The organism is Falsiroseomonas sp. CW058 (assembly GCF_050563535.1).
Taxonomy (GTDB): domain Bacteria; phylum Pseudomonadota; class Alphaproteobacteria; order Acetobacterales; family Acetobacteraceae; genus Falsiroseomonas.
On record NZ_JBNXUO010000039.1, the window covers coordinates 13,697 to 38,857 of the forward strand.

Genomic DNA, 25,161 nt, shown 5'->3' on the forward strand with positions numbered 1-25,161 from the left:
GCCCCCCGCCCGAAGCCAAGGCGGGGGGGACACCCCGCTTGACCCACATCATTGCCCCCCGCCCCCCCGCGCATTAGCTGTGCCGCCATGACCGACTTCGACATCGCCGTCATCGGCGCGGGCCCGGCCGGGCTCGCCTTCGCGCGCAGCCTCGCCGGCAGCGGGCTCCGCCTCGTCCTGGTGGAGCGCAGCCCGGAGGCCGCGATCGCCGACCCCGCCTTCGACGGGCGGGAGATCGCGCTGACCCACCGCTCGCAGCGGATCCTGCGCGACCTCGACGCCTGGGGCCGCATCCCGGCGGACGAGATCGCGCCGATGCGGGAGGCCCGCGTGCTCGACGGCGCCTCCCCCTTCGCGCTGACCTTCGCGCCCGAGGACCGGGACGGGCCGGCGATGGGCGTGCTGGTGCCCAACCACCTGATCCGCCGGGCGCTGCACGACAGCGTGGCGGCGGCGGGCTGCGCGACGCTGGTCACGGGCACCGCGGTCACGGGCCTCGGCGCCTCCGCCGGCGGCGCCACGCTGCGGCTGGCGGATGGCCGGGCGCTGTCCGCCAGGCTCGTCGTCGCCGCCGACACCCGCTTTTCCGAGGCGCGGCGGCGGATGGGCATCCCGGCCTCCCTGCGGGACTTCGGCAAGTCCATGCTGGTCGCCCGCGTCGCGCATGAGACCCCGCACCGGGGCATCGCGACGGAATGGTTCGGCCATGGCCAGACCATCGCGATGCTGCCGCTCGCGGGCGACACTTCCTCCATCGTGCTCACCCTGCCGGGGCGCGAGATCGAGGCGCTGATGGGCATGGGGGAGGACGCCTTCGGCGCCGCCGTCACCCGCCGCGCCGGCGGCCGCTTCGGGGCCATGCGGCTGGTGGCCACGCGCCATGCCTATCCGCTGGTGGCGACCTGGGCCCACCGCTTCGTCGGCCAGCGTTTCGCTCTGCTGGGCGATGCGGCGGTCGGGATGCATCCGGTGACGGCGCATGGCTTCAACTTCGGCCTGGCCGGCGCCGAGCGGCTGGCGGCGGAAATCCGCGCCGCCGTCAGCCGCGGCCGCGACCCCGCCGACCGCGCCGCGCTGCTGCGCTACGAGGCCGCGCATCGCCGCGCCACCTTCCCGCTCTACGCCGCGACCAACGCCATCGCCTCGCTCTACACCGATGACCGCGCCCCGGCGCGGCTGCTGCGCGGCGCGGTGCTGCGGCTCGGCGCCGCGCTGTCGCCGGTGCGGCGCGCGGTGACGGCGCGGCTGATGGAGGCGGAGCCCGCGGCGGGCTGACGCGTTGGGGGGTCCTCCCCACCCCATCCCCCCCGAGGACCGCCCGCCGCATGCTTCCATCCGAGCCCGAGGGGCTGCTCGCCGCCCGCCTGGTGGAGCGCGCCGAGGCGGCGCCGCTCGTCTTCGTCGCACGTGGCGAGGCGCGGGCCGCGCGGCTGCACCGCGCCGCCGCCGCGCTGGCGCCGGGCGCGATGCGGGTGGCGCTGCTGCCAGGCTGGGACTGCCTGCCCTATGACCGGGTCTCGCCTTCCGCCGCCGTGATGGGCCAGCGGCTGGCGCTGCCGGCGGGCGATCCGCCGCGGCTGCTGGTGCTGTCGATGGACGCCGCGCTGCAACGACTGCCGCGGCAGGTGCCGGCGCTGCGGCTGCGGCAGGGGGATGCGCTCGATGCCGGGGCGCTGCTGCGGCGCCTGGCCGCCTTCGGCTACCGCCTGGACGAGTTGGTGGACGAGCCGGGGGAGGTCGCGGCCCGCGGCGCCACGCTCGACCTGTTCCCGGCCGAGGCCGACCACGCCTGGCGGCTGCGGCTGGAGGAGGGCCGGATCGCCGCGATCGAGCCCTATGACCCCTCCACCCAGCGCAGCGGCGGCGGGCCCGTGCCGGGGCTGACGCTCCGCCCCGCGAGCGAGCTGGTGCTGGCGGAGGACCATCCGCTGGCGGCCGCGCGGCCGCCCGGGCTCGAACACCTACTGCCCGCCTTCGCGGAGGACCTCGTCGCCCCCCTCGCGCTGCTGCCCGATGCCGCGGTGGTGCTGGACGAGGGTGCGGAGGAGGCCCGCGCCCGCCGCATCGCGGATGTGGCGGAGGCGTTCCGCCTTCGCCTCGCCACCGCCACGCCGCGCCCGGGGCTGCCCCCGCTGCCCCCGCCCGCGGCGCTGCACCTGAACGAGGAGGCCTGGGCCGCCTCGCTCGGCGGCCGCGCGCCCGGCGCGGTCGGCCCGGCGACGGAGGCCGCGGTGGGCGCGGCGCGGCAGGCCGCGACGCCGCGCTTCGCGGCGGAGCCGGACCCGGATGCGGCGCTGGCCGGCTTCGTGGAGGGCGCGCGCGCCGCCGGGCGCCGCGTCGCCATCGCGGGCGGCATCGGACACGGCGCGCGGCGCCTGGTGGCGCGGCTGGGCGGCGAAGCGGCGATCCTCGATGGCTGGCCGGCGCTGCTGCGGGCGAAGCCGGGCACCCTCGCCCTGCTGCGCGACGCGCCGGGCGACGAGGGCTTCGCGACGCGCGACGCCGCCGTGCTGCCCTACGGCGCCATCCGCGGCACCGCCGGCGCGCCGCGCGACGCCGCCCCGCTGGCGCCCGCGGCGCCGATGCTGCAGCCCGGGGATGCGGTGATCCACCTGGACCACGGGCTCGGCGCGCTGGCGGGGGTGGAGCCGGTGGCGGCGGGCGACGCCACGGTGGACTGCCTCCGCCTCGACTATGCCGCGGGCCAGTCCCGCCTGGTGCCCTTCGACGAGCTGGACCGGATCTGGCGCTACGGGGCGGAGGCGGGGAGCGTCACGCTCGACCGCCTCGACGGCGGCGGCTGGGCGAAGCGCCGCGCCGAGGCGGAGGCGGCGGCGGAGGAGACGGCGCATCGCCTCGTCGCCCTGCTGCGGGAACGCGAGGCCCGGCGCGCGCCCGCGCTGCGCCCGCCCGCCGGGGCGATGCGCCGCTTCGCCGCCGGCTTCCCCTACGACCCCACGCCCGACCAGGCGGGCGCGATCGCGGCGACGCTCGGCGACCTCGCCCGCCCGCATCCGATGGACCGGCTGGTCTGCGGCGATGTCGGCTTCGGCAAGACCGAGGTCGCGCTGCGCGCCGCCGCGGCGGCCGCGCTGGCGGGCCGGCAGGTGGCGGTCCTGGCGCCCACCACGGTGCTGGTCCGCCAGCACCTGGACGTGTTCCGCCGCCGCTTCGCGCCCTTCGGCATCGCGGTGGCGGCGCTGTCGCGGCTGACCCCGGCGGCCGAGGCGCGGGCCATCCGCGCCGACCTGGCGGGCGGGGCGCTGCGCATCGTGCTCGGCACCACCGCCCTTGCCGCCAAGGGGGTGCGCTTCCGCGACCTCGCCCTGGTGGTGGTGGACGAGGAACACCGCTTCGGCGCGCGGGAGAAGGCGGCGCTGGCCCGGCTGCAGGCGGGCGGGAGGGAGGAGGCGCCGCACCTGCTGACCCTGACCGCGACGCCGATTCCCCGCACCCTCGCGGCATCGCTGATCGGGCTGCGCGAGCTGTCGGTCGTCGCGACCCCGCCGGCGCGGCGCCAGCCCGTGCGGACGCTGCGGGGCGCCATCGCCGACGACGTGCTGGTCCAGGCGCTGCGGCGGGAGGCGCGGCGCGGCGGGCAGTCCTTCCTGGTCTGCCCCCGCGTCGAGGACCTTGCACCGATGCGCGAAAGGCTGGCGGCGCTGGTGCCGGAACTCGCGGTCGTGGTCGCGCATGGTGCGATGAAGCCGGCCGAGATGGACGAGGCGGTGGTGCGCTTCGCCGAGGGCGAGGGCGACGTGCTGCTGTCCACCAGCATCGTCGAATCGGGCCTCGACGTGCCGCGCGCCAACACGATGCTGGTCTGCGGGGCGGAAGGGTTCGGCCTGGCGCAGCTGCACCAGCTGCGCGGAAGGGTGGGGCGCGGGCGCAGCCGTGGCGTCTTCTGGCTGCTGACGGAGGCCGGCCGCGCGCTGCCCGCACCGACCGAGCGGCGGCTCGCCGCGCTCGCGGCGCTGGACCGCATCGGCGCGGGCTTCGCGCTCAGCGCCCGCGACCTCGACCTGCGCGGCGCGGGCGAATTGCTGGGCGAGGCACAGGCGGGACATCTGCGGCTGGTCGGCATCGAGCTGCACCGCCACCTGCTGGGTCGCGCCCTGGCCACCGCGCGCGGCGAGGCGCCGGCCGAGGAATGGAGCCCGGCGCTGGCGCTCGGCGTCGATGCGCATGTGCCGCCGGACCATGTCGCGGAGCCGGCGCTGCGGGTGGAGCTGCATGCGCGGCTGGGCGCGCTGCTGCGGGAGGGCGATGCCGCCGCGCTGGACGCGCTGGAGGAGGAGGCGGAGGACCGCTTCGGCCCTTCCCCCGAGCCGCTGCAGAACTTGTTCGCCCTGGCGCGGCTGTCGCTGCGCTGCCGGAAGCTCGGCATCGCGCGGCTGGAAGCGGGGCCGGCGGCGGTCGCGGCCACGCCGCGCGGGAGAGATGCGGCCACGCCGCGCGGGAGAGATGCGGCCACGCCGCGCGGGAGAGATGCGGCCATGCCGGCCATGGCGGCGCCGGAAGGGCTTGTCGCGAAGGGCGGGCGGCTGCTGCTGCCGCGGCCCGGCCCGGACGGCGCGGCGCGGCTGGCCGGGGCGGCGGCGCTGCTCGACCTGCTGGAGCCGCGGCGCCGCCGCGCCGCCTGAACAACCCGCCGCCCCCTGCCGCGTTGCCCCGGCCATGCGGGTATCCGAGATCATGACGCGCGACGTGGAATTCATCGCGCCCGACGCCCCCGTCTCCGCCGCGGCGGAGCTGATGGGGGAACTGGACGTGGGCGCGCTGCCGGTCGGCGGCCCCGGCGAGCTGCTGGGCATCGTGACCGACCGCGACCTGCTCTACCGCGTCGTCGCACGCGGCGGCGATGCCTCGAAGATGCGGGTGGAGGAGGTGCTGTCCGCCCCCGTCGTCACCTGCCGCGAGGAGGACGAGGTGCGCGGCGCGCTCGACGTGATGGCGGCGAACCACCTGCGGCGCCTGCCGGTGATCGATGCGGCCGGGCGCGTCACCGGCTGGATCACGCTGGCCGACCTCTCGCGCGCCATGCTGGTGGGCAGCGCGGAGCTGCAGGCGGCGCTCGGCGCGCTGACCGAGACCGCGGCGGCACGCTGAACGGCGCGCATCAGCCGCGGTAGCGCCGCGCCAGCCCGGCCAGCAGCTCCGCCGGCAGGGCGAAGCGGGCTGCGAGCAGGTCGAGCCAGGCGCGCGCCAGCTTCTCCCGCCGGTCGAGCACCATCAGCGACGCCGCATAGGCATGGGGGCCGAGCCCGGCGCCCTCCAGCGCGGCGAACAGCGCCAGCAGGTCCGGCCGTTCCGGCACGGGAAGCCCGGCGCCGCCGGCCCGCGCCAGCGCGGCGCCCAGCCGCTGGCGGGCGGCTTCGGAAGGCGGGCCGGCGAGCGCGAGGGCGGCCGCCATCGCCTGGACCACCAGCCCGGCCTCGGCGGGCGGCATCCGTCCCAGGTTGACGGCGAGCGGCACGGCCACCTGCTGGCGGTTCTCCGCCCAGCCCAGCAGCACCTTCTGCGCGATCGCCTCGCGCAGCATCGCCTGGCCCGGGTCGGGCGGGGTCCCTCGCCCGGCGGGCATGTCACCATCAGCCATGCCGGACAGGACGCCCGGGGTCGCGCGCGGTTCCGGGAACCGGAGCGGCGCGGGCCGCTTTCCGCCCGGGGCCGGAACGCGGCCCGGATGACCCCGGGGCCGCGCGGCCGGAGACAGAATGACACTCGACCAGGCCATGGCCTTCGGCATCGTGGGCGTGACCATCGCGCTCTTCATCCATGGGCGGCTTCCCTACGACCTCGTGGCGCTGCTGGCGCTGCTGGCGGGCGTCGTCGCGGGGCTGATCCCGATGAAGGACGCCTTCAAGGGCTTCGCGGACGACATCGTCATCATCGTCGGCTCGGCGCTGCTGGTCAGCGCGGCGGTCGCGAAATCCGGCGTGGTGGAGACGGCGATGCGGCCGCTGGTGCCCTATCTCCGCACCGCCACCATGCAGGTGCCGATCCTCGCCGGAGCGGTGATGGTGCTGTCGGCCTTCGTGAAGAACATCGGCGCGCTGGCGCTGTTCATGCCGGTGGCGTTCCAGCTGGCGCGGCGGACCGGCACCTCCCCCTCCTCGCTGCTGATGCCGATGGCCTTCGCCTCCCTTGTCGGCGGGCTGGTGACGCTGATCGGCACCTCGCCCAACATCATCGTCTCCCGCGTGCGGGAGGAGATCCTGGGCGAGCCCTACGGGATGTTCGACTTCGCGCCCGTGGGCCTGGCGGTCGCGGCGGCGGGGCTGGTCTTCCTGACGCTGGGCTGGCGCCTGCTGCCGCAGGGCCGCCGCGCCGCCGCCGGGATGGAGGCCGCCTTCGCGATGGAGGCCTACACCACCGAGGCCCGGATCGCCGAGGACAGCCCCGCGGTCGGCATGACGGTGGCGGAGATCGACGCGATGGGCGGCGGCGCGCGGGTGGCGACCGTGATCCGCGAACGCTTCCGCCGCCTGCCCGCGACGCCGGCCCTGGCGCTGCGCGCGGGCGACGTGCTGCTGCTGCAGGGGGAACCGGCGGAGCTGGAACGCCTGACCGCCCGCGCCGGGCTGCTGCTGGCCGGGGAGAAGCACGCCGCCGCCGGCGGCGCCCCGGCCGAGGACCCGGGCGTGGTGGAAGGCGTGGTCACCGCCGACAGCCCCCTGCTCGGCCGCACCGCGGCCGAGATCGACCTCCAGCGGCGCCACGGGGTCGCGCTGCTGGCCGTCAGCCGCAGCGGCCACCAGGTGACGCGCCGGCTTTCCGCGCTGCGCTTCCGCCTGGGCGACGTGGTGATCCTGAAGGGCGAGAGCGAACGCCTGCCGGAGACGCTGGGCGAGTTGCGGGTGCTGCCGCTGTCCGGGCGGGACATCGCGCTGGGCAAGCGGCGGCGCAGCCTGGTGCCGGCGGCGGTGCTCGGCGTCGCGATGGCGCTGGTGGGGCTGAACCTGGTACCGGTCTCCATCGCCTTCTTCGGCGCCGCGGTCGCGCTGCTGCTGCTGCGCGCCCTCGCGATGCGGGAGGCCTATGAGACGGTGGAGTGGTCGGTGCTCGTCCTGCTCGGCGCGCTGATCCCGGTCAGCGAGACGATCCGCACGACGGGGGGGACGGACCTGATCGCGGGCTGGCTGTCGGTCGCGGCGAACCTGATCCCGCCGCTGGCTGCGGTGGCGCTGATGATGGTGGCGGCGATGGCGGTCACGCCCTTCCTGAACAACGCGGCGACCGTGCTGATGATGGCGCCGATCGCGGCGAGCCTGGCGGAACGGCTGCACCTGAACCCCGATCCCTTCCTGATGGCGGTGGCGATCGGCGCGGCCTGCGACTTCCTGACCCCCATCGGGCACCAGTGCAACACGCTGGTGATGGGGCCGGGCGGCTACCGCTTCGGGGACTACTGGCGGCTGGGGCTGCCGCTGTCGGTCATCGTGGTGGCGGTCGGCGTGCCGATGATCGCGCTGGTCTGGCCGCTGGTCGGGCGATGAGGCGGCGCCGGGCGCGGTAACGCGCGCCCCCTTCCGGGCGTTGGACCCGCGCGACGGCAACAAGGGGATGGACGATGAGCGATCCGAATGTCGGCCTGGGATGGCTGCCGGTGGAAGCGCGCGAGGACCTGGAAGACCAGCGGGACCGCGCGAGCGAGGAGGAGGCGGACCGCCTGGTCGCGCTCGACCCCCGCGCGCGGGTGCTGGACCTGCTGGCCCGCGCCGCCTGCCGCGACGCGGATGGTGCGGCCTGCGCGAAGCTGCGCCCGGCGGCGCTGCGCCGGGTGCTGGACAGCTTCCCGGGCGGGGCCACCTTGGACGCGGCGGACCTGGCCGCCCGCTTCCCAAGCCTCGTCGAAGAGGGCACCTGACGCCCGGGCGTCTGGCCGAGGCGGGCATGGCGCTTTACGCTGGCCAGCCGCGCGGGAAAGGGGCATGATGTCAAGTATGGTTGACAGCGAGGGGGCGAATGCGTCTCGTCCCGTTGACACTCTGTCCTTCGAGGACGCGCTGGCCGAGCTGGAAGGGATCGTGCGCGACCTCGAAAGCGGCAAGGGCAGGCTGGAGGAGGCGGTCGCCGCCTATGAGCGCGGCGCGGCCCTGCGGCGCCATTGCGAAGCCAGGCTCGCCGAGGCGGAGGCCAAGCTCCAGGCCATTGTCGAGACGCCGGCCGGCGTCACGCTGCGCGATGCGGGCTGAGCCATGACCGACGGCACCCCCCCGCCCCCGCTCCGCGCCGCGCTGCAATCCGCGGCGGCCGAGATCGACCACGCGCTCGGCGTGCTGATCCCGCCGGCCGAGGGGCCGGAGGCCCCGCTGCTGGCGGCGATGCGCCATGCCGCGATCGGCGGCGGCAAGCGCCTGCGCGGCTTCCTGGTGCTGGAAGGCGCGCGGCAGTTCGGCGTGGCCCGCGCCTCCGCGCTGCGGGTGGCGGCGGCGGTCGAGATGCTGCACGCTTATTCCCTGGTGCATGACGACCTGCCCGCGATGGACGACGACGACCTGCGCCGCGGCAAGCCCACCGTCCACAAGGCCTTCGACGAGGCGACGGCGATCCTGGCGGGCGATGCATTGCAGGCGCTGGCCTTCGGCACGCTGGCCGACGAGGACACCCATTCCGACGCCGCCGTGCGGGTGGAGCTGGTGCGCTGCCTGGCCCGCGCCGCGGGCTGCCGGGGCATGTGCGGCGGGCAGATGCTGGACATGCTGGCGGAGAAGGACGGCGGCGCGCTGGACGAGCCCGCGATCGGGCGGCTGCAGCTGTTGAAGACCGGGCGGCTGATCGAATATGCGGCGGAAGCCGGGGCGATCCTGGGCAAGGCCCCGGTCGCGCAGCGCCATGCGCTTGCCGCCTACGGGCGCGACATCGGCGCCGCCTTCCAGATCGCCGACGACCTGCTCGACGCCACCGCCACCGCGGAGGAGACGGGCAAGCGCACCGGCAAGGATGCCGGCGCGGGCAAGGCGACGCTGGTCGGGCTGCTCGGGCTCGACCGTGCGCGGCTGCAGGCCGAACGCCTGGTCGCGCAGGCGCGCGACCATCTCGACAGTTTCGGGGAGCGTGCCGATCTGTTGCGCGACCTGGCCGGCTATACGGTGGAAAGGAAGAACTGACCGATGGCGCCTCCCCCCGCCACCCCGCTGCTCGACCGCGTGCGCATCCCGGCGGACATGCGGAACCTCTCCGCCGAGCAGCTGAAGCAGCTGGCGCAGGAGGTGCGGGCCGAGACAATCCACGCGGTCAGCCAGACCGGCGGGCATCTCGGCGCCTCGCTCGGCGTGGTTGAGCTGACGGTCGCCGTCCATGCCATCTTCGAGACGCCGCGCGACCGGCTGATCTGGGATGTCGGTCACCAGGCCTATCCCCACAAGATCCTCACCGGCCGGCGCGACCGCATCCGCACCCTGCGTCAGGAAGGCGGCCTGTCCGGCTTCACCCGCCGCAGCGAGAGCGAATACGACCCCTTCGGCGCCGCCCATTCCTCCACCTCGATCAGCGCCGGCCTCGGCATGGCGGTCGCGCGCGACCTGAAGGGGGACAACCGCCACGTCATCGCGGTGATCGGCGACGGGTCGATGAGCGCGGGCATGGCCTATGAGGCAATGAACAATGCGGGCGCCGAGAAGGCGCGCCTCATCGTCATCCTCAACGACAACGACATGTCGATCGCCACCCCGGTCGGCGCGATGAGCGCCTACCTGTCGCGCGTCGTCTCCTCCCGCCCCTTCCTGTCGGTGCGGGAGCTGATGGGCAAGGTCGCGAAGCGCTTCCCCCGCCCGATCGAGCGCACCGCCCGCAAGGCCGAGGAATTCGCCCGCGGCCTGCTGACCGGCGGCACCCTGTTCGAGGAGCTGGGCTTCTACTACGTCGGCCCGATCGACGGCCACGACCTCGACCACCTGCTGCCGGTGCTGCGCAACCTGCGCGACGCGGACGAGACGCACCCGATCCTGCTGCATGTCGTGACGCAGAAGGGCAAGGGCTACGCGCCGGCCGAGGCCTCGGCCGACAAGTACCACGGCGTGCAGAAGTTCAACGTCGTCACCGGCGAGCAGCAGAAGGCCCCGCCCGGCCCGCCGAGCTACACGAAGGTGTTCGCCAACGCCCTGATCGCCGAGGCCGAGGCCGATGAGCGCGTGGTCGCCATCAACGCCGCCATGCCGGCGGGCACCGGGCTCGACCTCTTCGCCCGGCGCTTCCCGAAGCGCTGCTTCGATGTCGGCATCGCCGAACAGCACGCGGTGACCTTCGCCGCCGGCATGGCGACGGAGGGGCTGAAGCCCTTCTGCGCCATCTATTCAACCTTCCTCCAGCGCGCCTACGACCAGGTGGTGCACGACGTCGCGCTGCAATCGCTTCCCGTGCGCTTCGCGATGGACCGCGCGGGGCTGGTCGGCGCCGATGGCGCGACCCATGCCGGCAGCTTCGACGTCGCCTTCCTCGGCTGCCTGCCGAACATGGTGCTGATGGCCGCGGCGGACGAGGCGGAGCTGGCCCACATGGTCGCCACCGCGGCCGCCATCGACGACCGGCCGAGCGGCTTCCGCTACCCGCGCGGCGAAGGGTTCGGCGTGCCGGTCCCGGCGCGCGGCACCCCCCTCGAGATCGGGCGCGGGCGCGTGCTGCGGGAGGGGACGGGCATCGCCATCCTCTCCTACGGGGCGCGGCTGGCGGAATGCATGAAGGCGGCCGACGAGCTGGCGGCGCGCGGCCTGTCCACCACGGTGGCCGATGCGCGCTTCGCCAAGCCGCTGGACGCGGCGCTGGTGGAGCGCCTGGCGCGCAACCACGAGGTCCTGATCACCATCGAGGAGGGCTCGGTCGGCGGTTTCGGCAGCTTCGTGGCGCAGCACCTGGCCTGGAAGGGGCTGCTGGACGGGCAGGTGAAGTTCCGCCCGATGGTGCTGCCCGACGCCTTCATCGACCACGCCGCGCCGAAGGTGCAGTACGACCAGGCCGGGCTGAACGCGCGCCATATCGTCGCCGCCGCGCTCTCCGCGCTCGGGGTCGCGGAGCTGAAGGCCCAGCCGGCGCGCGCCTGACCCGACCCCGATGCCGGGCAAGCAGCGCGCCGACCTGGCGCTGGTGGAACGCGGGCTGGTGGAAAGCCGCACGCGCGCCCAGGCGCTGATCCTCGCCGGGCTCGTCTATTCGGGCGAGCAGCGGGTGAACAAGGCCGGCGACCTGATCCGGGAAGGACAGCCGCTGGAACTGCGCGGCCAGGACCATCCCTGGGTGTCGCGCGGCGGCGTGAAGCTGGCGCATGGGCTGGAGCATTTCGGCCTGTCGCCGGCGGGTCGCACCTGCCTCGATGTCGGCGCCTCCACCGGCGGCTTCACCCATGTGCTGCTGCACCATGGCGCGGCGAAGGTCTATGCGGTGGATGTCGGCCATGGGCAGCTGGCCTGGACGCTGCGGAACGACCCCCGCGTGGTGGTGATGGAGCGCGTCAATGCACGCTACCTCGATGCGAAGGCGGTGCCGGAGCCGCCGGAGGTGGTGGTCTGCGACGCCAGCTTCATCGGGCTGCGGGCCGTGCTGCCGGCGGCGCTCGACCTCGCGGCGCCGGGCGCCTGGGCGGTGGCGCTGATCAAGCCGCAATTCGAGGTCGGGCCCGCGGTGGCCAAGGGCGGGGTGGTGCGCGACCCAGGCGTCCACCAGCGCGTCTGCGGCGAGATCCGCAACTGGTGGGCGGGGCTGGGGGGCTGGACGGTGCTCGGCGTGGTGCCGAGCCCGCTGCTGGGCCCAGAGGGCAACCGCGAATTCCTGATCGCGGCGCGGAAGGCGTAGCCCGCCCCGCTACTGCTTCGCGAAATGGGCGCAGAAGCGCGCGCCGATCTCGGTCAGCCGCTCCGCGATCAGCCGCCCGCTCTCCGCGCTGCAAAGCCGCGGGTCGCCGGTGCCGAGGCCGTTCGGGCTGACCACGTCGTATTCATGCGGCACCGTCACCTCCGCCCCCTCGAAGCTCAGCGAGCCCCAGCCCTGGAAGGGCAGGCCGAGCGCGGTCGCCGCGCCGCTGCGCGGGGGCGGGATGAGGTCGGAGCGGATGCGGTCCGGGAACAGGTGCATGCAGAGGCTGGTCAGCGGGTCCGCGCCATGGCTGGACACCGCCTTCGCCTTCTCCGCGCCCAGCAGCTTCGGCATCTCGGCATAGGCGATGCGCCAGAGGTAGAGCGAGGGGATGACGACGCCGGTGCGGTGCATGATCGCGCGCGTCGATTCGTTGATGGCGTTCACGTTGCCGCCATGGCCGTTGATGATGACGAGCTTCGTCAGCCTGTGGCGCAGCAATTCGCCGAACATCTCGTCGATCACCGCACGGAAGGTGGCCGCCGTCAGCGCGATGCCGCCCACCATCGGGCCGAAGAAGTCGCTTTTCCCGAAGGGCAGGACCGGCGCCACCACGGTGCGCGTGCCTGACGCCGTGGCCTTCAGCGCGATCAGCTCCGCCATGCGCTCGGCCAGGATGTAGTCGCCCATGGGCGCGTGCGGGCCCTGGTCCTCGTGGCTGCCCATCGGCAGCAGGACCACGGGGTTGGCGGGATAGAGCGCCCGCGCCTCGTCGCCGGTGATGTCGGCCATGCGGACCTTGGTGGGGGCGATCTCGACCATCTGGCCTTCCTCCGGGGTGTTCAGTTGATCTCGGCGGCACGGATGCAGGCCACGCGCTGCCCCGGCGCACCGAAGGGGTCGAGCCGCGGCACCACCTCGGCGCAGCGCGGCGCGGCATGGGCGCAGCGCGTGCGGAAGACGCAGCCGGAAGGCGGGTCCGTCGGGCTCGGCGGGTCGCCGGGCAGGATGATGCGGGCGGCGCGGCGGCCAGGGTCCAGCATCGGCGTCGCCGACAGCAGCGCGCGGGTGTAGGGATGCGCGGGGCGGGCGAAGACATCCGCGACGCGTCCCTCCTCCACGACTCGGCCGAGATACATCACCGCGACCCGGTCGCAGAGATGGCGCACCACCGGCAGGTCGTGGCTGATGAACAGCATCGCGAGGCCGAGGTCCCGCCGCAGGTCGGCCAGCAGCCGTACCACCTGCGCCTGGATCGAGACGTCGAGCGCGCTGACCGGCTCGTCCGCCACCAGGAAGTCGGGCTCGGTCGCGAGCGCGCGGGCGATGCCGATGCGCTGACGCTGGCCGCCGCTGAACTCATGCGGGAAGGCGTCGACGCGGAGGGGGTCGAGGCCCACGCGCCGGAACAGGGCGGCGATGCGCGCGGGGCGTTCCGCGGCGCCGCCGCGGCCATGGATCGCAAGCCCGTCGCCCACCTGCGCGCCGACGCTGCGCCGGGCGTCGAGGCTGCCGAAGGGATCCTGGAAGACGATGCCCATGCGGGCGCGCAGCCTTCGCCATGCGCGGCTGCCCGGCGGCGGCAGGGCTTCCCCGTCGAAGGCGATGCGCCCGCCCGTCGGCGCCAGCAGGCCGAGCAGCAGCCGCCCCAGCGTGGACTTGCCGCTGCCGCTCTCCCCCACGATGCCGAGGGCCTCGCCGCGCGCGACGGTGGCATCCACCCCCGCCACCGCCCGCACGCCGCGCCCGCCGCCGAGGAAGGCGCGCGGGGCGAAGACCTTCTCCACACCCTCCGCCACGACCAGCGGGGTCATGCCGCAAGCTCCCGCCAGCGGATGCAGCGCACCTCGCGCGTGCCTGCCGCCTCCAGCGGCTGCGGCGCCTCGCATTGCGGGCGGGCATGGGGGCAGCGGGGCGCGAAGCGGCAGCCGTGCGGCCAGGCGTCGGGGCGCGGCACCACGCCGGGGATGCCTTCCGGCTCGTTCTCGCCGTCCGGCACGGCGGCCAGCAGGGCGGCGGTGTAGGGATGCAGCGGGCGGGCGAAGACCTCCGCCACCGTGCCGCGTTCGACCACCTGCGCGGCATACATCACCACCACCTCCTCCGCGACCTCCGCCACCACGCCGAGCGAATGGGTGATGAGCACGAGGCCCATCCCTTCCTCCCGCCGCAGCTTCGCCAGCAGGTCGAGGATGGCGGCCTGCACCGTGACGTCGAGCGCGGTGGTCGGCTCGTCCGCGATCAGCAGGCGCGGCTTGTTGGCCAGCGCCATCGCGATCATCACGCGCTGGCGCATCCCGCCCGACAATTCGTGCGGATAGGCGCGCGCGCGTCGCGCGGGGTCGGCGATGCCGACGCGGGCCAGCAGCTCCACCGCCTCGCGCGCGGCGGCCTCGGCGCCGATGTCGCGATGCGCCAGGATCGCCTCCGCCACCTGGTCACCGACGCGGTGGACGGGGTTGAGGCTGCTCATCGGGTCCTGGAAGACCATGGCGATGGCGCCGCCGCGTAGCTTCCGCCTCTCCTCCTCGGGCAGGGAGAGGAGGTCGCGCCCCTCGAACATCGCGGCGCCCTCGGCCACGCGTGCGACCGGCGGCAGCAGCCCCATGACGGAAGTGGCGGCGAGCGACTTGCCCGACCCGCTCTCCCCCACGATGGCGAGGGTGGCGCCGGGATGGACCGCGAAGGTGACGTCCTCCACCGGCCGGATCACCCCGCCCGGCGTCGCGATCTCCACCGTCAGGCCGCGCAGGTCGAGCAGCGGGGCGGCATCGCGCGCGGGGAACAGGCCGGGCAGCACGCGGTCGATGGCGCGCAGCCGCGGCAGCCGCGCGCCGCCGCGCCGGTCCACCGCGTCGCGCACCGCGTCGCAGAGCAGGTTCATCGCCAGGATCGTCACCGTCAGCGCCAGGCAGGGCCAGAGCAGCAGGGTGGGCGCCTGTTCCATCGTGCTGCGCGCGCCGCGGATCATCAGCCCCCAGGACGGCGTCGGCGGGACGACGCCGAGGCCGAGGAAGGACAGCCCGCTTTCCACCACCACCGCCGCCGCGACCGCCAGCGAGAATTGGACCAGCACCGGCCCCGCGATGTTCGGCAGCACGGTGCGCAGCAGGATGCGCGGCGTCGGCGCGCCGAGCGCGCGCACCGCCTCCACATAGTCCTGCCCGCCGGCCGACAGCACCTCGGCGAAGGTCACGCGCACGAAGCCGGGCAGGTACAGGATGGACAGCACCAGGATCAGCGTCCCCGTCCCCGGGCCGAGCAGCGTGACCACCAGCAGCGCCAGCAGGATCGGCGGGAAGCACAGCACCACGTCGGCGATGCGGACGGAGACGAACTCCACCGCGCCCCGGAACCAGCCCGCCAGCAGGCCCAGCGTGACGCCGACCACCCCCGCGATCAGCGCCGCGGTGAAGGCGACGGTCAGCGAAGCCCGCGCGCCCCACAGGATGCGGGACAGCACGTCCCGCCCGAATTCGTCGCGCCCGAGCGGGCTGCCGGGCAGCCACGCGGCCAGCCGGTTCGCCACGTCCTGCCGCACGGGGTCCGGCAGCGGCAGCCAGGGCGTCAGCAGCGCCAGCAGGATGAGGAAGGCGACGAAGCCGCCCGGAAGCCAGAGCCTCCTCAAGACCGGGAGATCCGCGGGTCGAGCACGGCGTAGAGCAGGTCCATCACCAGGTTGATCAGCAGGAACAGCCCCGACACGGTCAGCACGATGCCGACCACCATCGGGTAGTCGCGCCCTTCCACCGCGCGCAGCAGCGGCGTGGACAGGCCCGGCCAGTTGAAGACGTATTCCACCAGCACCGTGCCGCCCAGCAGCGTGCCCATCTGCAATCCCAGCACGGTCGTCACCGGGATCATCGCGTTGCGCACGACGTGCCGGCGCAGCACCCGCCGCGGCGTCAGCCCCTTCGCCCGCGCGGTGCGGACATGGTCGCGGGAGAGCTGGTCCAGCACGCTGGCCCGCGCCATGCGGAAGACGGTCGCCGCCAGCCCCTTCGCCACCGCGACGGAAGGCAGCAGCAGCAGGGTCAGGTGCCGCCCCGGGTCCTGCGCGAAGGGCACGTAGCCGCCCGCCGGCATCCAGCGCAGCCATTGCGCCAGCACCAGGATCAGCAGCGTGCCCAGCACGAAGACCGGCAGCGCCTGCAGCACCGCCGCCACCGCGCTCGCCGCCCGGTCGAACGCGCCGCCGGCGTTGACCGCCGCATAGGTCGCCGCCGGCAGCGCGATGGCGACCGCCAGCAGCGTCCCCGCCGCGATCAGCTCCAGCGTGCGGGGCAGGCGCAGCAGGATCTCGTCCGCCACCGGGTAGTCGTCCACCAGCGAATTGCCGAGATCGCCCTGCGACAGCCGGACCAGGAATTCCCAGTACTGCGCGAGGATCGGCCGGTCGAGGCCGAGCCTCTCCCGCAGTTCCGCGACCGCGACCGGGTCGGGCGCGGTGCCGCCGGTGGACAGCAGCAGCTCCGCCGGGTCGCCCGGGACCATGTGGAGCGTCAGGAAGACCACCGTCGCCACCACCCAGACGAGCAGCAGCGAGACGGCAACGCGCTTGAGGAGCCAGGTCATCTAGCCAACCGCCGTGAACTCCAGCATCGCGCCGCTCGACAGGCTCAGCGCGCCGGGCAGGATGCCGAAGCCGGTCACCCGCCGGTCCAGCCCGTAGCCCTGCTCGCGCCAGGCCAGGCCGACCAGCGGCACCTCCTCGATCGCGGCGCGCTGCATGTCCTTGTAGACCTCGACCCGCCGCGCGTGGTCGAACTCCGCCCGGCCACGCTTCAGCAGCTCCGCCGTGCGCGGCGCGCGCAGGCCGAAGCTGCGGCCATGGGTGGCCGAGAGCGAGGTGTCGAGCACCACGCTCAGCCCGTCAGGGTCGTTGAAATCGGCCGAGACACCATGCACCGCCAGGTCGTACTGCCCGCGCGTGCCCTGGCTGACGCGGGTGGACCAGTCCACCACCCGCAGCTCCGCCCGGATGCCGACGGCGGCCAGGTGCTGCTGCGCCACCTCCGCGCTGTCCTTGTGCATGTTGAAGGCGCCCGTGGTCAGCAGCGTGGTGTTCAGGCCGTTGGGGTGCCCGGCCTCCCGCAGCAGCGCGCGCGACCTTTCTGGGTCGTAGTTGTGCCCGCGCGAGAGCTCCGCGTCCCACCAGGGCGTGCCCTCCACCACCGGCATCCCCTCCAGCGGCTTTCCCCGCCCGGAGAAGGCGACGCGGACGATGTCCTCCCGCCGAACCGCATGCGCCACGGCGCGGCGCACCAGCGGGTTGTCGAAGGGCGGGCGGGTGCCGTTGAACAGGATGTCCATGAAGGGGCCCATCGTGCTTTCCAGCCGGAAGCGCGGGTCGGCCTCCACCGCCGCCATGCCGGTCCAGGGCACGAACTCGATCATGTCGACATCGCCCGACTGCAGCGCGGCAAGCCGCAGCGCCTCGTCGGCGATCAGCGTCATGCGGATGGTGCGCGTGCGCGGCAGGCCGGGCAGCCAGTAGTTGGGAGAGGCCTGCAGCTCGATCCAGCTGCCCCTTTCCTGCGCGCCGACGCGATAGGGCCCGCAGCCCACCGGGTTGTTCAGGTCCCGCGTGCCGCGCCAGACGATCGGCATGTTGTAGTTCGCGAACCACAGCGGGACGGTCGCGATCGGTTCCTTCGTCACCAGCCGCACCGTGTGCGCGTCCGGCGCCTCGACCCGCTCGATCTCCTGCATCTGCGCGCGGTAATAGGCAGTGGAGCGTTCGCCCGCGACCTGCTCGATCGTCCACTTCACGTCGTCCGAGGTGACGCGTTCGCCGTTGTGGAACACCGCGCGGGGGTCGAGGCGGAACACCCAGGCGCCGTCGGGGTCGCGCCCGAACTCGCGGGCCAGCTCTCCCCGCAGCTCGCCCCTCTCGTCGAAGCCGGTCAGGCGCCGGCCGACCAGCATCTTGATCATGCCGGCCGCCTGCCCGGTGGAGGGCCAGGGTTGCAGGTTTGGCGGCCAGACCGACAGGCCGAAGCGCAGCAGCCCAGGGCGGGGCTGGGCATGGGCGCGCCGCAACAGGGGCACGGCGCCCAGGGCGGCCGCCGCGGTCATCGCGGCGCGGCGGGTCAGCAGCGGCATGGCAGCCTCCGTTCCGGCAAGACGGATGCCGTCATGCCACGCGCGACCGCGCGCCGAGTCAAGCGGGCAATCGCGGCCCAGCGTCAGGGATCGGGCTGCAGCGCCCCGCGGAAGCGGTCGGGCACCCGGATCGGGCGCATGGCGGTCCCGTCGCCGGCGACGAAGGCGCAGACCAGCCGCGATTCGAAGGCGACCCGCCCCCCCACCCGACCGGTCAGCGCGAGGTGCAGCGACCCGCCGCCGAGCCGCGCGACCCGCACCTCGGTCGCCAGCACGTCGCGCGGCGTCACCGGCGAGCGGAAGTCGAGTTCGACCCGCACGAAGGGGGTGCCGATCCCGTGGTCGGCATTCAGCTCGTAGAAGCCGGCGCCGAGGCGTTCGCGGAAGAAGGCGTCGACCGCCTCCATCGCGAAGTCGAGGAAGCGCGGCGTGTAGACGATGCGCGCGGGGTCGCATTCGCCGAAATGCACCTGCCGCGCATGGACGAAGGGCGCGCGCGACGCCGCCGCGTCAGTCAACCGTGATGCCCAGCGCCGGGATGTCGCGCGCCCAGCGCGCGCGTTCGCGCGCCAGCATCGCGGCCACCGCCTCGGCGCTGCCGCCCACCGGCTCGGCGCCGATGCTCCGCATCCAGCCCGCCATCTCGGGCGCGCGGATCGCGCGGTCCATCTCGGCGTTCAGCCGCGCCACCACCGGCGCGGGCAGCCCCTTCGGCCCCACGATCACCTGCCAGGACGACAGGGTCAGCTCGGGGTGTCCCAGCTCCTTCAGCGTCGGCACCTCCGGGAGGGCGGCGCTGCGCGTCTCCGTCGTCACCGCGATGACGCGCACGCGGCCTTCGCGGGCCAGCGGGATGGCGGTGGTGATGTTGTCCACGAACAGCTTGATCTCGCCCGCCATGATCGCCGTCAGCGCGGCGGGCGAGCCGCGATAGACCACATGCTGCATGTTGAGCCCGAGCGCGCGGGAGATGAGCGCGCCCGTCAGGTGGTTCGAGGTGCCGGGCCCGACCGAGGCATAGGGCTCCTCCGGCCGGCCGCGCAGCCAGGCGACGAAGTCGGGCCAGGCCTGCGGCACGTCGCGGCTGGCGACGATGACGTTGGGCTGGTCCCAGACCTGCACCAGCGGGGTGAAGTCGCTGGCGGCGTCGAAGGGCATGCGGGCCGGCATCAGCGCCGGGTTCACCGCCAGCGGACCCATCGGGGAAAGCGACATGACATGCCCGTCGGGCGGCGCCTTGGCGGCGGCATCCACCGCCAGATGCGCCCCCGCGCCGGGCCGGTTCTCCACCACCACCGGCTGGCCGAGCGGGCCGGTCAGCGCATCGGCCAGCCGCCGCGCGCAGAGATCGGCCGCGCCGCCGGGGGGGAAGCCCACCAGCAGCCGCACCGGCCGCGTCGGCGCCCAGGCGCCCTGCGCCCGCGCGATGCCGGGCAGCGCCAGCGCCGCCGCGCCCAGCCATGCGCGCCGCCCGATCCTGCCCGTCATGCCATTCCCCTCCATTCCCGGTGGGGCGGAGCGTAGCCAGCGCGGCGCCGGCGCGGAAGGGCCGGGGGTTGATCGGCGCGCCGTCCCGCGCTCCGCTGTCCCGATGACAGACGACGCACCGCGCCCGAAACCCACCCTCCCGGCGCTGGTCCTCACCTATCTCAAGATCGGGCTGATCGGCTTCGGCGGGGTCAATGCCTGGGCGCGCCGCGTCATCGTGGAGGAGAAGCGCTGGCTCTCCGACCAGGAATACGCCGAGGTGCTGGGCCTCGGCCAAGTGCTGCCGGGGCCGAACGCGCTCAACGTCGCGATCCAGCTCGGCGAACGCTGGCACGGGGGGCTCGGCGCGCTGCTCGCGCCGGTCGCGCTGTTCGGCGGGCCGCTCGCCGTGCTGGTCGGGCTGGCGATGCTGCACGACGTCTATGGGGAGGTGCCGCTGGTGAAGGCGGTGCTGGCCGGCGTCGCGGCCGCGGCGGCGGGGATGATCATCGGCACCGCGCTGAAGATGACGCAGAAGCTGAAGCCCAGCCTGCCGGTCGCGGCGGTGGGCGCCGCCGCGTTGCTCGGCGCCTTCGTCGCGCGGCTGCCGCTGCCGGTCATCGTGCTCGGCCTCGCCCCCTTCGGCATCGCCGCCGCCTGGTGGACGGCGCGGCGGCCGGAGCCGGGGCGGGAGGCGCGGTGATGGGCGCCGTGCTGTGGCAGCTCGCGATCGGCTTCGCCTCGCTCTCCCTCATCGCGGTGGGTGGCGGCATCGCGGTGGTGCCGGAGATGACGCGCCTGGCGGTGGACGTGCATGGCTGGATGGACGCCCCGCATTTCGCGCAGCTCTTCGCGCTGGCGCAGGCGGCGCCGGGGCCGAACGTCATCGTCGTCGGGCTGATCGGCTGGCATGTGGCGGGGCTGGCGGGGATGCTGGTGGCGATGGTCGCCATGACCGGGCCGGCGGGGCTGCTGGCCTTCGCCTTCTCCCGCTTCCGGCGCAGGCTGGCGGGCGCCGCCTGGCTGCGGCTGACGGAGAAGGGGCTGGTGCCGATCGCGGTCGGGCTGATCCTCGCCTCCGGCCTCATCCTGGCGCAGGCGGCGGGGGGGGCGTGGCTGTCGCTGGGCCTGACCGCGGCCTCCACCCTGTTCGTCTGGCGGACGAATTTCAGCCCGCTCTGGGTGCTGGGCGCGGGGGCATTGCTCGGCGCGGTTTTCCTGTAGAGATCGCGCCATGCCCGACGCTGCCCCTCCCGCCGGCCTGCTGGACCGGCTGCACGCCCTGCTCGGCCCGCGCGGCCTGCTGACCGAACCGGGCGACATCGCCCCCCACCTGTCCGACTGGCGCGGCCTCTACCGCGGCGCCGCGCTCGCCGTGGCGCGGCCGGCGGATGCGGCGGAGGTCGCGGCGGTGGTGCGGCTCTGCGCGGAAGGCGGCACGCCCATCACCGTGCAGGGGGGCAACACCTCCATGGTCGGCGGCGCCACCCCGGACGAGAGCGGGCGGCACCTGGTGCTGTCCCTCGCCCGCCTCAACCGCATCCGCGACCTCGACCCGGTTGACATGACCATGACGGCCGAGGCCGGCGTGGTGCTGAAGGCCGCGCAGGTCGCGGCGGCGGAGGCGGGGTGCCTGTTCCCCCTCAGCCTCGGCGCCGAGGGCACGGCGACGGTCGGCGGCGTGCTGTCCACCAATGCCGGCGGCAACACCACCGTCCGCTATGGCAATGCGCGGGAGCTGATGCTGGGGCTGGAGGTGGTGCTGCCGGACGGCTCGCTCTGGAACGGGCTGCGCCGACTGCGGAAGGACAACACGGGCTATGCCCTGCGCCACCTGTTCGTCGGCGCCGAAGGCACGCTCGGCATCGTCACCGCGGCGGTGCTGCGGATGTTCCCCCGCGCGCGCGACACCGCGCTCGCCTTCTGCGCGGTGGCGGACGAGGAAGCGGCGCTGGCCCTGTTCCGCCGCTTCCGCGACCGCGACGAGGGGGCGGTGCGCGCCTTCGAATACATGTCGGGCGCGGGCGTCGATTTCGCGGTCCGCCACATCGAGGGCGTGACCCTGCCCGTCGCCGCCCGCGCCGACCACTACGTGCTGGTGGACCTCGCCTCCTCCCGCCCCGATGCGGGGCTGCGGGAGATGGCGGAGGCGGTCCTGTTCGAGGCGATGGAGGCGGGCCTCGTGCTCGATGCCGCCCTGGCCGAGAGCGAGGCGCAGGCCCAGCGGATCTGGCGCATCCGCGAGGAACACCCCGAGGCGCAGAAGCGAGAGGGCGCGTCGGTGAAGAACGACGTCTCCGTCCCCGTCTCGAAGGTGCCGGAGATGATCCGCCGCTGCTCGGCGGCCCTTCGGGAACTGGTCCCGGGCAGCCGCCCGGTGCCCTTCGGCCATATCGGCGACGGCAACATCCACATGAATCTCGAACAGCCCGAGGGCATGGACCCCGCCGCCTTCCTCGCCCGCAGCCACGACATCATGGACTGCGTGAACGCGGTGGTCCGCGACCTCGGCGGCAGCTTCAGCGCGGAACACGGGATCGGCCGGCTCAAGACCGGCATGATGGCGGACTGGCGCGGGGGGGCGGAACTCGCGGCGATGCAGGCCATCAAGGCGGCGCTCGACCCGCGGGGCATCATGAACCCGGGCAGGGTGCTGCCCTGATCCGGCCGTCGGTGCCGCCCCGCCGGGCGGGAAGCGGCCGCGCCGCGGCCCTCGTTGCGCTGCTCCTCCCCGCCGCCTGCGCCGCCCCGCCGCCGGCCCGTGCGCCCGACCCCGCGCTGGCCGCCGCGGCGGCGGTGGCGGAGATCCGGTCCGGCGCGCCGCCCCGCTGCGACGCGACCGGGGCGGCCACGCATCTCGGCGGCGGGCGCTTCGTGACGGCGGCGCATGTGGTGGACGGATCGGCGCAGCGGCTGCGCGGGGACTGCCCGCCGGGGCCGCCCGCCGTCCTGCTCTCGGTCCGCGGCGCACCCGCGCCGGCGGTGCTGCTGCGCGCGGGGCGGGACCGGGTGGATCGCGGCATCGGCCAGCGCTACCTGGCGGGGGAGGACGTGGCGCTGCTGCGCCCGGCCGCGGCGCTGCCGCAGCTCGGCGCCGCCACCCCCTGCGCCGCCGACCCCGCGCCGGGCGCGCCGGTGCTGCTGGTCAGCCCGGTGCGCGCGCTGCGGACGCGGATCAGCGACATCCACCGCGACCGCGACCCGGCCTTCGGCAGCTACCTGGAGATCCCGGTCGCGCTGCAGCCGGGCGAATCCGGCGGCGCGGTGTTCGAGGCGGCCTCGGGCTGCCTCGCCGGGCTGATCAGCCACCGCGACGGCGATGCGGGGCCGCCCGGCACGCGGCTCGTTCCGGCTTCCGTCATCCGCCGCTTCGCCGCGCCGTGAGCGGGCCGGCTTTGCCCCGCCCCCCCGGGGGCTGGTAGGGTGGGGCGGTGAACCGCATCGACCGCTACATCCTGCGCCAGCTCGCCGGGGGGCTGCTGGCCGTGACCTGCGGCCTGGCCGCCCTGGTCTGGCTGACCCAGTCGCTGCGCTTCATCGAGCTGGTGCTCGACCGCGGCCTGTCGCTCGCCGTCTTCATCGAGCTGACGAGCCTGATGCTGCCGGGCTTCGTGGCGGTGATCCTGCCGATCACCACCTTCGTCGTGGTGCTGTTCGTCTATGTGCGGATGAACAGCGACCGGGAGCTGGTGGTGATGCGCGCCGCCGGCCTGTCGCAGCTGCGGCTGGCGCGGCCGGGCATCCTGCTGGCGCTGGCCTCGGTGGGCCTCGGCTACCTGCTCAACCTGTGGCTGGTGCCGCTGTCGCACACCGCCTTCCGCATCTGGCAGTTCGAGATCCGCAACCAGATGGCGGCCATCCTGCTGCAGGAAGGCGTCTTCTCCTCGGTCGGGGGCGACCTGACGGTCTATGCGCGCCTGCGCGACCGCGACGGCACGCTGCGCGGCATCCTGGTGCACGATGCGCGCGACCGCGGCGCGCCGGTGACCATCCTGGCCGAATCCGGGCGCATCATCCCTTCCGCGCAGGGGCCGCGGGTGGTGCTGATGAACGGCGTCCGCCAGACGCTGGAACGCGTGGCGCCGCCGGCCGGCAGCCCGGCCGGCACGGCCCCGCAGACCCGGCTGAACGTGCTGTCCTTCCAGGAGAACAGCGTGGACCTGGCCCGCGCCACCCGGCAGGAGGAGGCGCGCTTCCGCGATTCGCGCGAACGCAGCGTGGCCGAGCTGCTGCACCCCGACCCGGCCGAGGGCCTCCGCCCGCGCGAGATCGCGCGCTTCGCGGGGGAGGCGCACCAGCGCATGTCCGCGCCGCTCACCGCGCTGTCCTTCGCCCTTGTCGGGCTGGCGGTGGCGCTGACCGGGCAGTTCCGCCGGCATGGCGGCGGGTTCCGGCTGGTCACCGGCATCGGCATCGTGGTCGGGCTGCTGGCGGTGGGGCTGACCATCGGCAACCTCGCCACCCGCGACAACGCCTTCGTCTGGCTGATCTGGGCCCATGCCGTCGCGCCGGGGCTGGCGGCGACCTGGTGGATGGTGGGCGCGCCGGGGCTGCCGCGGCCGCGGCCGCGCGTGGCAGGGGCATCCTGACGCGCCATGGTCCTCACCCCCACCCTCACTCTCTATGTCGCGCGCAGCTTCCTCGGCGCCACGCTGGCCGTGGTGGCGGCGCTGACCGGGCTGGTCGCGCTGTTCGACTTCATCGAGCTGCTGCGCCGCGCGGCCACCCGCCCCGATGTCGGCTTCGACATCCCGCTCGAGATCGCGGCGCTGCGGCTGCCCTTCGTGGCGATGCAGATCCTGCCCTTCGCCATCCTGCTCGGCGGCATCATCGCCTTCTGGCGGCTGACACGCTCGTCGGAGCTGATCGTGGCGCGGGCGGCGGGCGTCTCCGCCTGGGGGTTCCTGACCGGGCCACTGGTGGTCGCGCTGCTGCTCGGCGTGGTGGCCACCGCCGGCATCTCGCCGCTCTCCTCCTCGCTGCTGGCGCGGGCGGAACGGCTGGACCAGACCTTCCTGCGGACCGGCGGGGGGCTCACCTCGCTGGCCGGCGGCAGGCTCTGGCTCCGCCAGTCCGACCGGGAGCTGGACCCGCAGGGCGTGGCCATCATCGCCGGCCGCCCGGTCGCCACCCGTCCCGCAAACCTTCCGCGCCCCGGCGACGCCCCCCGCTTCGAGCTGCAGGAGGTCTCGGTCTGGCGCCTCGGCGGCACCGACCGGCCGCTCGCCCGCATCGAGGCGCCGCGCGCGCGGCTGTCGGGCGGGCTGTGGGTGCTGGAGGACGCGGTGGTGTTCGGCACCGACCGCGTCACCGCCCCCCCCCGCCGGATCGAGCTGCCGACCGAGCTGACCCCGGGCCGGATCGAGGACAGCTTCGCCTCGCCCGAGACGCTGGGCTTCTGGTCGCTGCCCGGCTTCATCGAGGTGCTGGAGGAAGCCGGCTTCTCCGCCGTGCGCCACCGCATCCAGTTCCAGTCCCTGCTGGCCAACCCGGTGCTGGCGCTGTCGATGGCGCTGCTCGCGGCCGGCTTCTCCATGCGCCAGACGCGGCGCGGCGGCGTCGCGCAGATGATTGCCGGCGGCATCGCGGCCGGCTTCGCCCTGTTCGTGGTGGACAAGGTGAGCAACGAATTCGGCGAGGCGGGGTCCCTGCCCGTGGTGCTGGCTGCCTGGGCGCCGACACTCGCCGGGCTGCTGCTGGCCCTCGCCCTGCTGCTGCACCTGGAGGATGGCTGATGGCCGGCACAAGCAAGCTGCCGCCCGCCGTGCGGGTCCTGCCCGCCGCGCCCGAGGCGCCGGC

Annotated in this window: 23 protein-coding genes; 15 read left to right on the forward strand and 8 right to left on the reverse strand. The window is 74.6% G+C overall.

Annotated features, from left to right (window positions below; all coding sequences use genetic code 11):
• Window positions 1–87: 87 nt before the first annotated feature.
• From ubiM to ACK8OX_RS22235, 3 genes are read left to right on the forward strand one after another with little or no spacing between them, the layout of a single operon-like run.
• Window positions 88–1,275: a 5-demethoxyubiquinol-8 5-hydroxylase UbiM gene (gene ubiM, locus ACK8OX_RS22225; RefSeq protein ID WP_430666449.1), complete on the forward strand. Its 1,188-nt coding sequence runs from the start codon at window positions 88–90 to the stop codon at window positions 1,273–1,275.
• A 50-nt stretch (window positions 1,276–1,325) separates the two neighbouring features.
• The gene (locus tag ACK8OX_RS22230) at window positions 1,326–4,643 is read left to right on the forward strand and encodes a DEAD/DEAH box helicase (RefSeq protein ID WP_430666450.1); all 3,318 of its coding nucleotides are present in this window, start codon (window positions 1,326–1,328) and stop codon (window positions 4,641–4,643) included.
• A gap of 52 nt (window positions 4,644–4,695) precedes the next feature.
• Entirely contained in the window at window positions 4,696–5,109 is a 414-nt protein-coding gene (locus tag ACK8OX_RS22235) for a CBS domain-containing protein (protein ID WP_430666451.1), read from the forward strand.
• 10 nt (window positions 5,110–5,119) lie between these two features.
• Here ACK8OX_RS22235 and ACK8OX_RS22240 read toward each other — a convergent pair whose 3' ends face one another.
• Complete coding sequence (locus ACK8OX_RS22240; RefSeq protein ID WP_430666452.1) at window positions 5,120–5,584, reverse strand: hypothetical protein; 465 nt, start codon at window positions 5,582–5,584, stop codon at window positions 5,120–5,122.
• Between the two features lie 133 nt (window positions 5,585–5,717).
• On the opposite strand from ACK8OX_RS22240, the gene ACK8OX_RS22245 reads away from it, so the two are divergent.
• From ACK8OX_RS22245 to ACK8OX_RS22270, 6 genes are all read left to right on the forward strand, one after another.
• Complete coding sequence (locus tag ACK8OX_RS22245) at window positions 5,718–7,499, forward strand: SLC13 family permease (RefSeq protein ID WP_430666453.1); 1,782 nt, start codon at window positions 5,718–5,720, stop codon at window positions 7,497–7,499.
• A 74-nt stretch (window positions 7,500–7,573) separates the two neighbouring features.
• Window positions 7,574–7,870 (forward strand): hypothetical protein, encoded by a 297-nt coding sequence (locus ACK8OX_RS22250; protein ID WP_430666454.1) that lies wholly within the window; start codon window positions 7,574–7,576, stop codon window positions 7,868–7,870.
• Between the two features lie 76 nt (window positions 7,871–7,946).
• Window positions 7,947–8,198: an exodeoxyribonuclease VII small subunit gene (locus tag ACK8OX_RS22255; protein WP_430666455.1), complete on the forward strand. Its 252-nt coding sequence runs from the start codon at window positions 7,947–7,949 to the stop codon at window positions 8,196–8,198.
• A 3-nt stretch (window positions 8,199–8,201) separates the two neighbouring features.
• A complete protein-coding gene (locus ACK8OX_RS22260) occupies window positions 8,202–9,113 on the forward strand; it encodes a polyprenyl synthetase family protein (protein WP_430666456.1) in 912 nt (303 codons plus the stop codon).
• A 3-nt stretch (window positions 9,114–9,116) separates the two neighbouring features.
• Window positions 9,117–11,042 carry a 1-deoxy-D-xylulose-5-phosphate synthase gene (gene dxs, locus ACK8OX_RS22265; RefSeq protein WP_430666457.1) on the forward strand — a complete coding sequence of 642 codons (1,926 nt, stop codon included), beginning with the start codon at window positions 9,117–9,119 and terminating at the stop codon, window positions 11,040–11,042.
• Window positions 11,043–11,052: 10 nt separating this feature from the next.
• Window positions 11,053–11,790 (forward strand): TlyA family RNA methyltransferase, encoded by a 738-nt coding sequence (locus tag ACK8OX_RS22270; RefSeq protein WP_430666458.1) that lies wholly within the window; start codon window positions 11,053–11,055, stop codon window positions 11,788–11,790.
• 9 nt (window positions 11,791–11,799) lie between these two features.
• Here the strand turns inward: ACK8OX_RS22270 and ACK8OX_RS22275 are convergent, their stop codons facing one another.
• The 7 genes from ACK8OX_RS22275 to ACK8OX_RS22305 all read right to left on the reverse strand — a co-directional run bounded on the left by ACK8OX_RS22275 (window position 11,800) and on the right by ACK8OX_RS22305 (window position 19,383).
• On the reverse strand, window positions 11,800–12,612 hold the full coding sequence (locus ACK8OX_RS22275; protein ID WP_430666459.1) for a creatininase family protein: 813 nt from the start codon (window positions 12,610–12,612) through the stop codon (window positions 11,800–11,802).
• A 20-nt stretch (window positions 12,613–12,632) separates the two neighbouring features.
• Window positions 12,633–13,604 carry an ABC transporter ATP-binding protein gene (locus ACK8OX_RS22280; RefSeq protein WP_430666460.1) on the reverse strand — a complete coding sequence of 324 codons (972 nt, stop codon included), beginning with the start codon at window positions 13,602–13,604 and terminating at the stop codon, window positions 12,633–12,635.
• Window positions 13,601–15,418 carry a dipeptide/oligopeptide/nickel ABC transporter permease/ATP-binding protein gene (locus tag ACK8OX_RS22285; protein WP_430666461.1) on the reverse strand — a complete coding sequence of 606 codons (1,818 nt, stop codon included), beginning with the start codon at window positions 15,416–15,418 and terminating at the stop codon, window positions 13,601–13,603. The genes ACK8OX_RS22280 and ACK8OX_RS22285 overlap by 4 nt, the downstream gene beginning before the upstream one ends.
• On the reverse strand, window positions 15,415–16,365 hold the full coding sequence (locus ACK8OX_RS22290; RefSeq protein ID WP_430666462.1) for an ABC transporter permease: 951 nt from the start codon (window positions 16,363–16,365) through the stop codon (window positions 15,415–15,417). The genes ACK8OX_RS22285 and ACK8OX_RS22290 overlap by 4 nt, the downstream gene beginning before the upstream one ends.
• The gene (locus ACK8OX_RS22295; RefSeq protein WP_430666463.1) at window positions 16,366–17,895 is read right to left on the reverse strand and encodes an ABC transporter substrate-binding protein; all 1,530 of its coding nucleotides are present in this window, start codon (window positions 17,893–17,895) and stop codon (window positions 16,366–16,368) included.
• Window positions 17,896–17,978: 83 nt separating this feature from the next.
• Entirely contained in the window at window positions 17,979–18,413 is a 435-nt protein-coding gene (locus ACK8OX_RS22300; RefSeq protein WP_430666464.1) for an acyl-CoA thioesterase, read from the reverse strand.
• Window positions 18,406–19,383: a Bug family tripartite tricarboxylate transporter substrate binding protein gene (locus tag ACK8OX_RS22305; protein ID WP_430666465.1), complete on the reverse strand. Its 978-nt coding sequence runs from the start codon at window positions 19,381–19,383 to the stop codon at window positions 18,406–18,408. Before ACK8OX_RS22305 ends, ACK8OX_RS22300 begins: the two co-directional genes overlap by 8 nt.
• Before the next feature lie 103 nt (window positions 19,384–19,486).
• Here ACK8OX_RS22305 and ACK8OX_RS22310 point away from each other — a divergent pair, with 103 nt between their 5' ends.
• From ACK8OX_RS22310 to lptG, 6 genes are read left to right on the forward strand one after another with little or no spacing between them, the layout of a single operon-like run.
• A complete protein-coding gene (locus tag ACK8OX_RS22310; RefSeq protein ID WP_430666466.1) occupies window positions 19,487–20,065 on the forward strand; it encodes a chromate transporter in 579 nt (192 codons plus the stop codon).
• Window positions 20,065–20,586, forward strand: coding sequence for a chromate transporter (locus ACK8OX_RS22315; protein WP_430666467.1), 522 nt, complete (start codon window positions 20,065–20,067; stop codon window positions 20,584–20,586). The genes ACK8OX_RS22310 and ACK8OX_RS22315 overlap by 1 nt, the downstream gene beginning before the upstream one ends.
• A gap of 10 nt (window positions 20,587–20,596) precedes the next feature.
• Window positions 20,597–22,024 (forward strand): FAD-binding oxidoreductase, encoded by a 1,428-nt coding sequence (locus ACK8OX_RS22320; RefSeq protein ID WP_430666468.1) that lies wholly within the window; start codon window positions 20,597–20,599, stop codon window positions 22,022–22,024.
• A gap of 11 nt (window positions 22,025–22,035) precedes the next feature.
• Window positions 22,036–22,746, forward strand: a complete 711-nt coding sequence (locus ACK8OX_RS22325; RefSeq protein ID WP_430666469.1) for a trypsin-like peptidase domain-containing protein — start codon at window positions 22,036–22,038, stop codon at window positions 22,744–22,746.
• 47 nt (window positions 22,747–22,793) lie between these two features.
• The gene (gene lptF, locus ACK8OX_RS22330; protein ID WP_430666470.1) at window positions 22,794–23,951 is read left to right on the forward strand and encodes an LPS export ABC transporter permease LptF; all 1,158 of its coding nucleotides are present in this window, start codon (window positions 22,794–22,796) and stop codon (window positions 23,949–23,951) included.
• A 6-nt stretch (window positions 23,952–23,957) separates the two neighbouring features.
• Entirely contained in the window at window positions 23,958–25,097 is a 1,140-nt protein-coding gene (gene lptG / locus ACK8OX_RS22335; RefSeq protein ID WP_430666471.1) for an LPS export ABC transporter permease LptG, read from the forward strand.
• The last annotated feature ends 64 nt before the right edge of the window (window positions 25,098–25,161 follow it).

Coding starts and splice junctions, on each gene's coding strand:
- ubiM (WP_430666449.1), top strand. CDS start 88: ATGACCGACTTCGACATCGCCGTCATCGGCGCGGGCCCGGCCGGGCTC.
- ACK8OX_RS22230 (WP_430666450.1), top strand. CDS start 1,326: ATGCTTCCATCCGAGCCCGAGGGGCTGCTCGCCGCCCGCCTGGTGGAG.
- ACK8OX_RS22235 (WP_430666451.1), top strand. CDS start 4,696: ATGACGCGCGACGTGGAATTCATCGCGCCCGACGCCCCCGTCTCCGCC.
- ACK8OX_RS22240 (WP_430666452.1), bottom strand. CDS start 5,584: ATGCCCGCCGGGCGAGGGACCCCGCCCGACCCGGGCCAGGCGATGCTG.
- ACK8OX_RS22245 (WP_430666453.1), top strand. CDS start 5,718: ATGACACTCGACCAGGCCATGGCCTTCGGCATCGTGGGCGTGACCATC.
- ACK8OX_RS22250 (WP_430666454.1), top strand. CDS start 7,574: ATGAGCGATCCGAATGTCGGCCTGGGATGGCTGCCGGTGGAAGCGCGC.
- ACK8OX_RS22255 (WP_430666455.1), top strand. CDS start 7,947: ATGGTTGACAGCGAGGGGGCGAATGCGTCTCGTCCCGTTGACACTCTG.
- ACK8OX_RS22260 (WP_430666456.1), top strand. CDS start 8,202: ATGACCGACGGCACCCCCCCGCCCCCGCTCCGCGCCGCGCTGCAATCC.
- dxs (WP_430666457.1), top strand. CDS start 9,117: ATGGCGCCTCCCCCCGCCACCCCGCTGCTCGACCGCGTGCGCATCCCG.
- ACK8OX_RS22270 (WP_430666458.1), top strand. CDS start 11,053: ATGCCGGGCAAGCAGCGCGCCGACCTGGCGCTGGTGGAACGCGGGCTG.
- ACK8OX_RS22275 (WP_430666459.1), bottom strand. CDS start 12,612: ATGGTCGAGATCGCCCCCACCAAGGTCCGCATGGCCGACATCACCGGC.
- ACK8OX_RS22280 (WP_430666460.1), bottom strand. CDS start 13,604: ATGACCCCGCTGGTCGTGGCGGAGGGTGTGGAGAAGGTCTTCGCCCCG.
- ACK8OX_RS22290 (WP_430666462.1), bottom strand. CDS start 16,365: ATGACCTGGCTCCTCAAGCGCGTTGCCGTCTCGCTGCTGCTCGTCTGG.
- ACK8OX_RS22295 (WP_430666463.1), bottom strand. CDS start 17,895: ATGCCGCTGCTGACCCGCCGCGCCGCGATGACCGCGGCGGCCGCCCTG.
- ACK8OX_RS22305 (WP_430666465.1), bottom strand. CDS start 19,383: ATGACGGGCAGGATCGGGCGGCGCGCATGGCTGGGCGCGGCGGCGCTG.
- ACK8OX_RS22310 (WP_430666466.1), top strand. CDS start 19,487: ATGACAGACGACGCACCGCGCCCGAAACCCACCCTCCCGGCGCTGGTC.
- ACK8OX_RS22315 (WP_430666467.1), top strand. CDS start 20,065: ATGGGCGCCGTGCTGTGGCAGCTCGCGATCGGCTTCGCCTCGCTCTCC.
- ACK8OX_RS22320 (WP_430666468.1), top strand. CDS start 20,597: ATGCCCGACGCTGCCCCTCCCGCCGGCCTGCTGGACCGGCTGCACGCC.
- lptG (WP_430666471.1), top strand. CDS start 23,958: ATGGTCCTCACCCCCACCCTCACTCTCTATGTCGCGCGCAGCTTCCTC.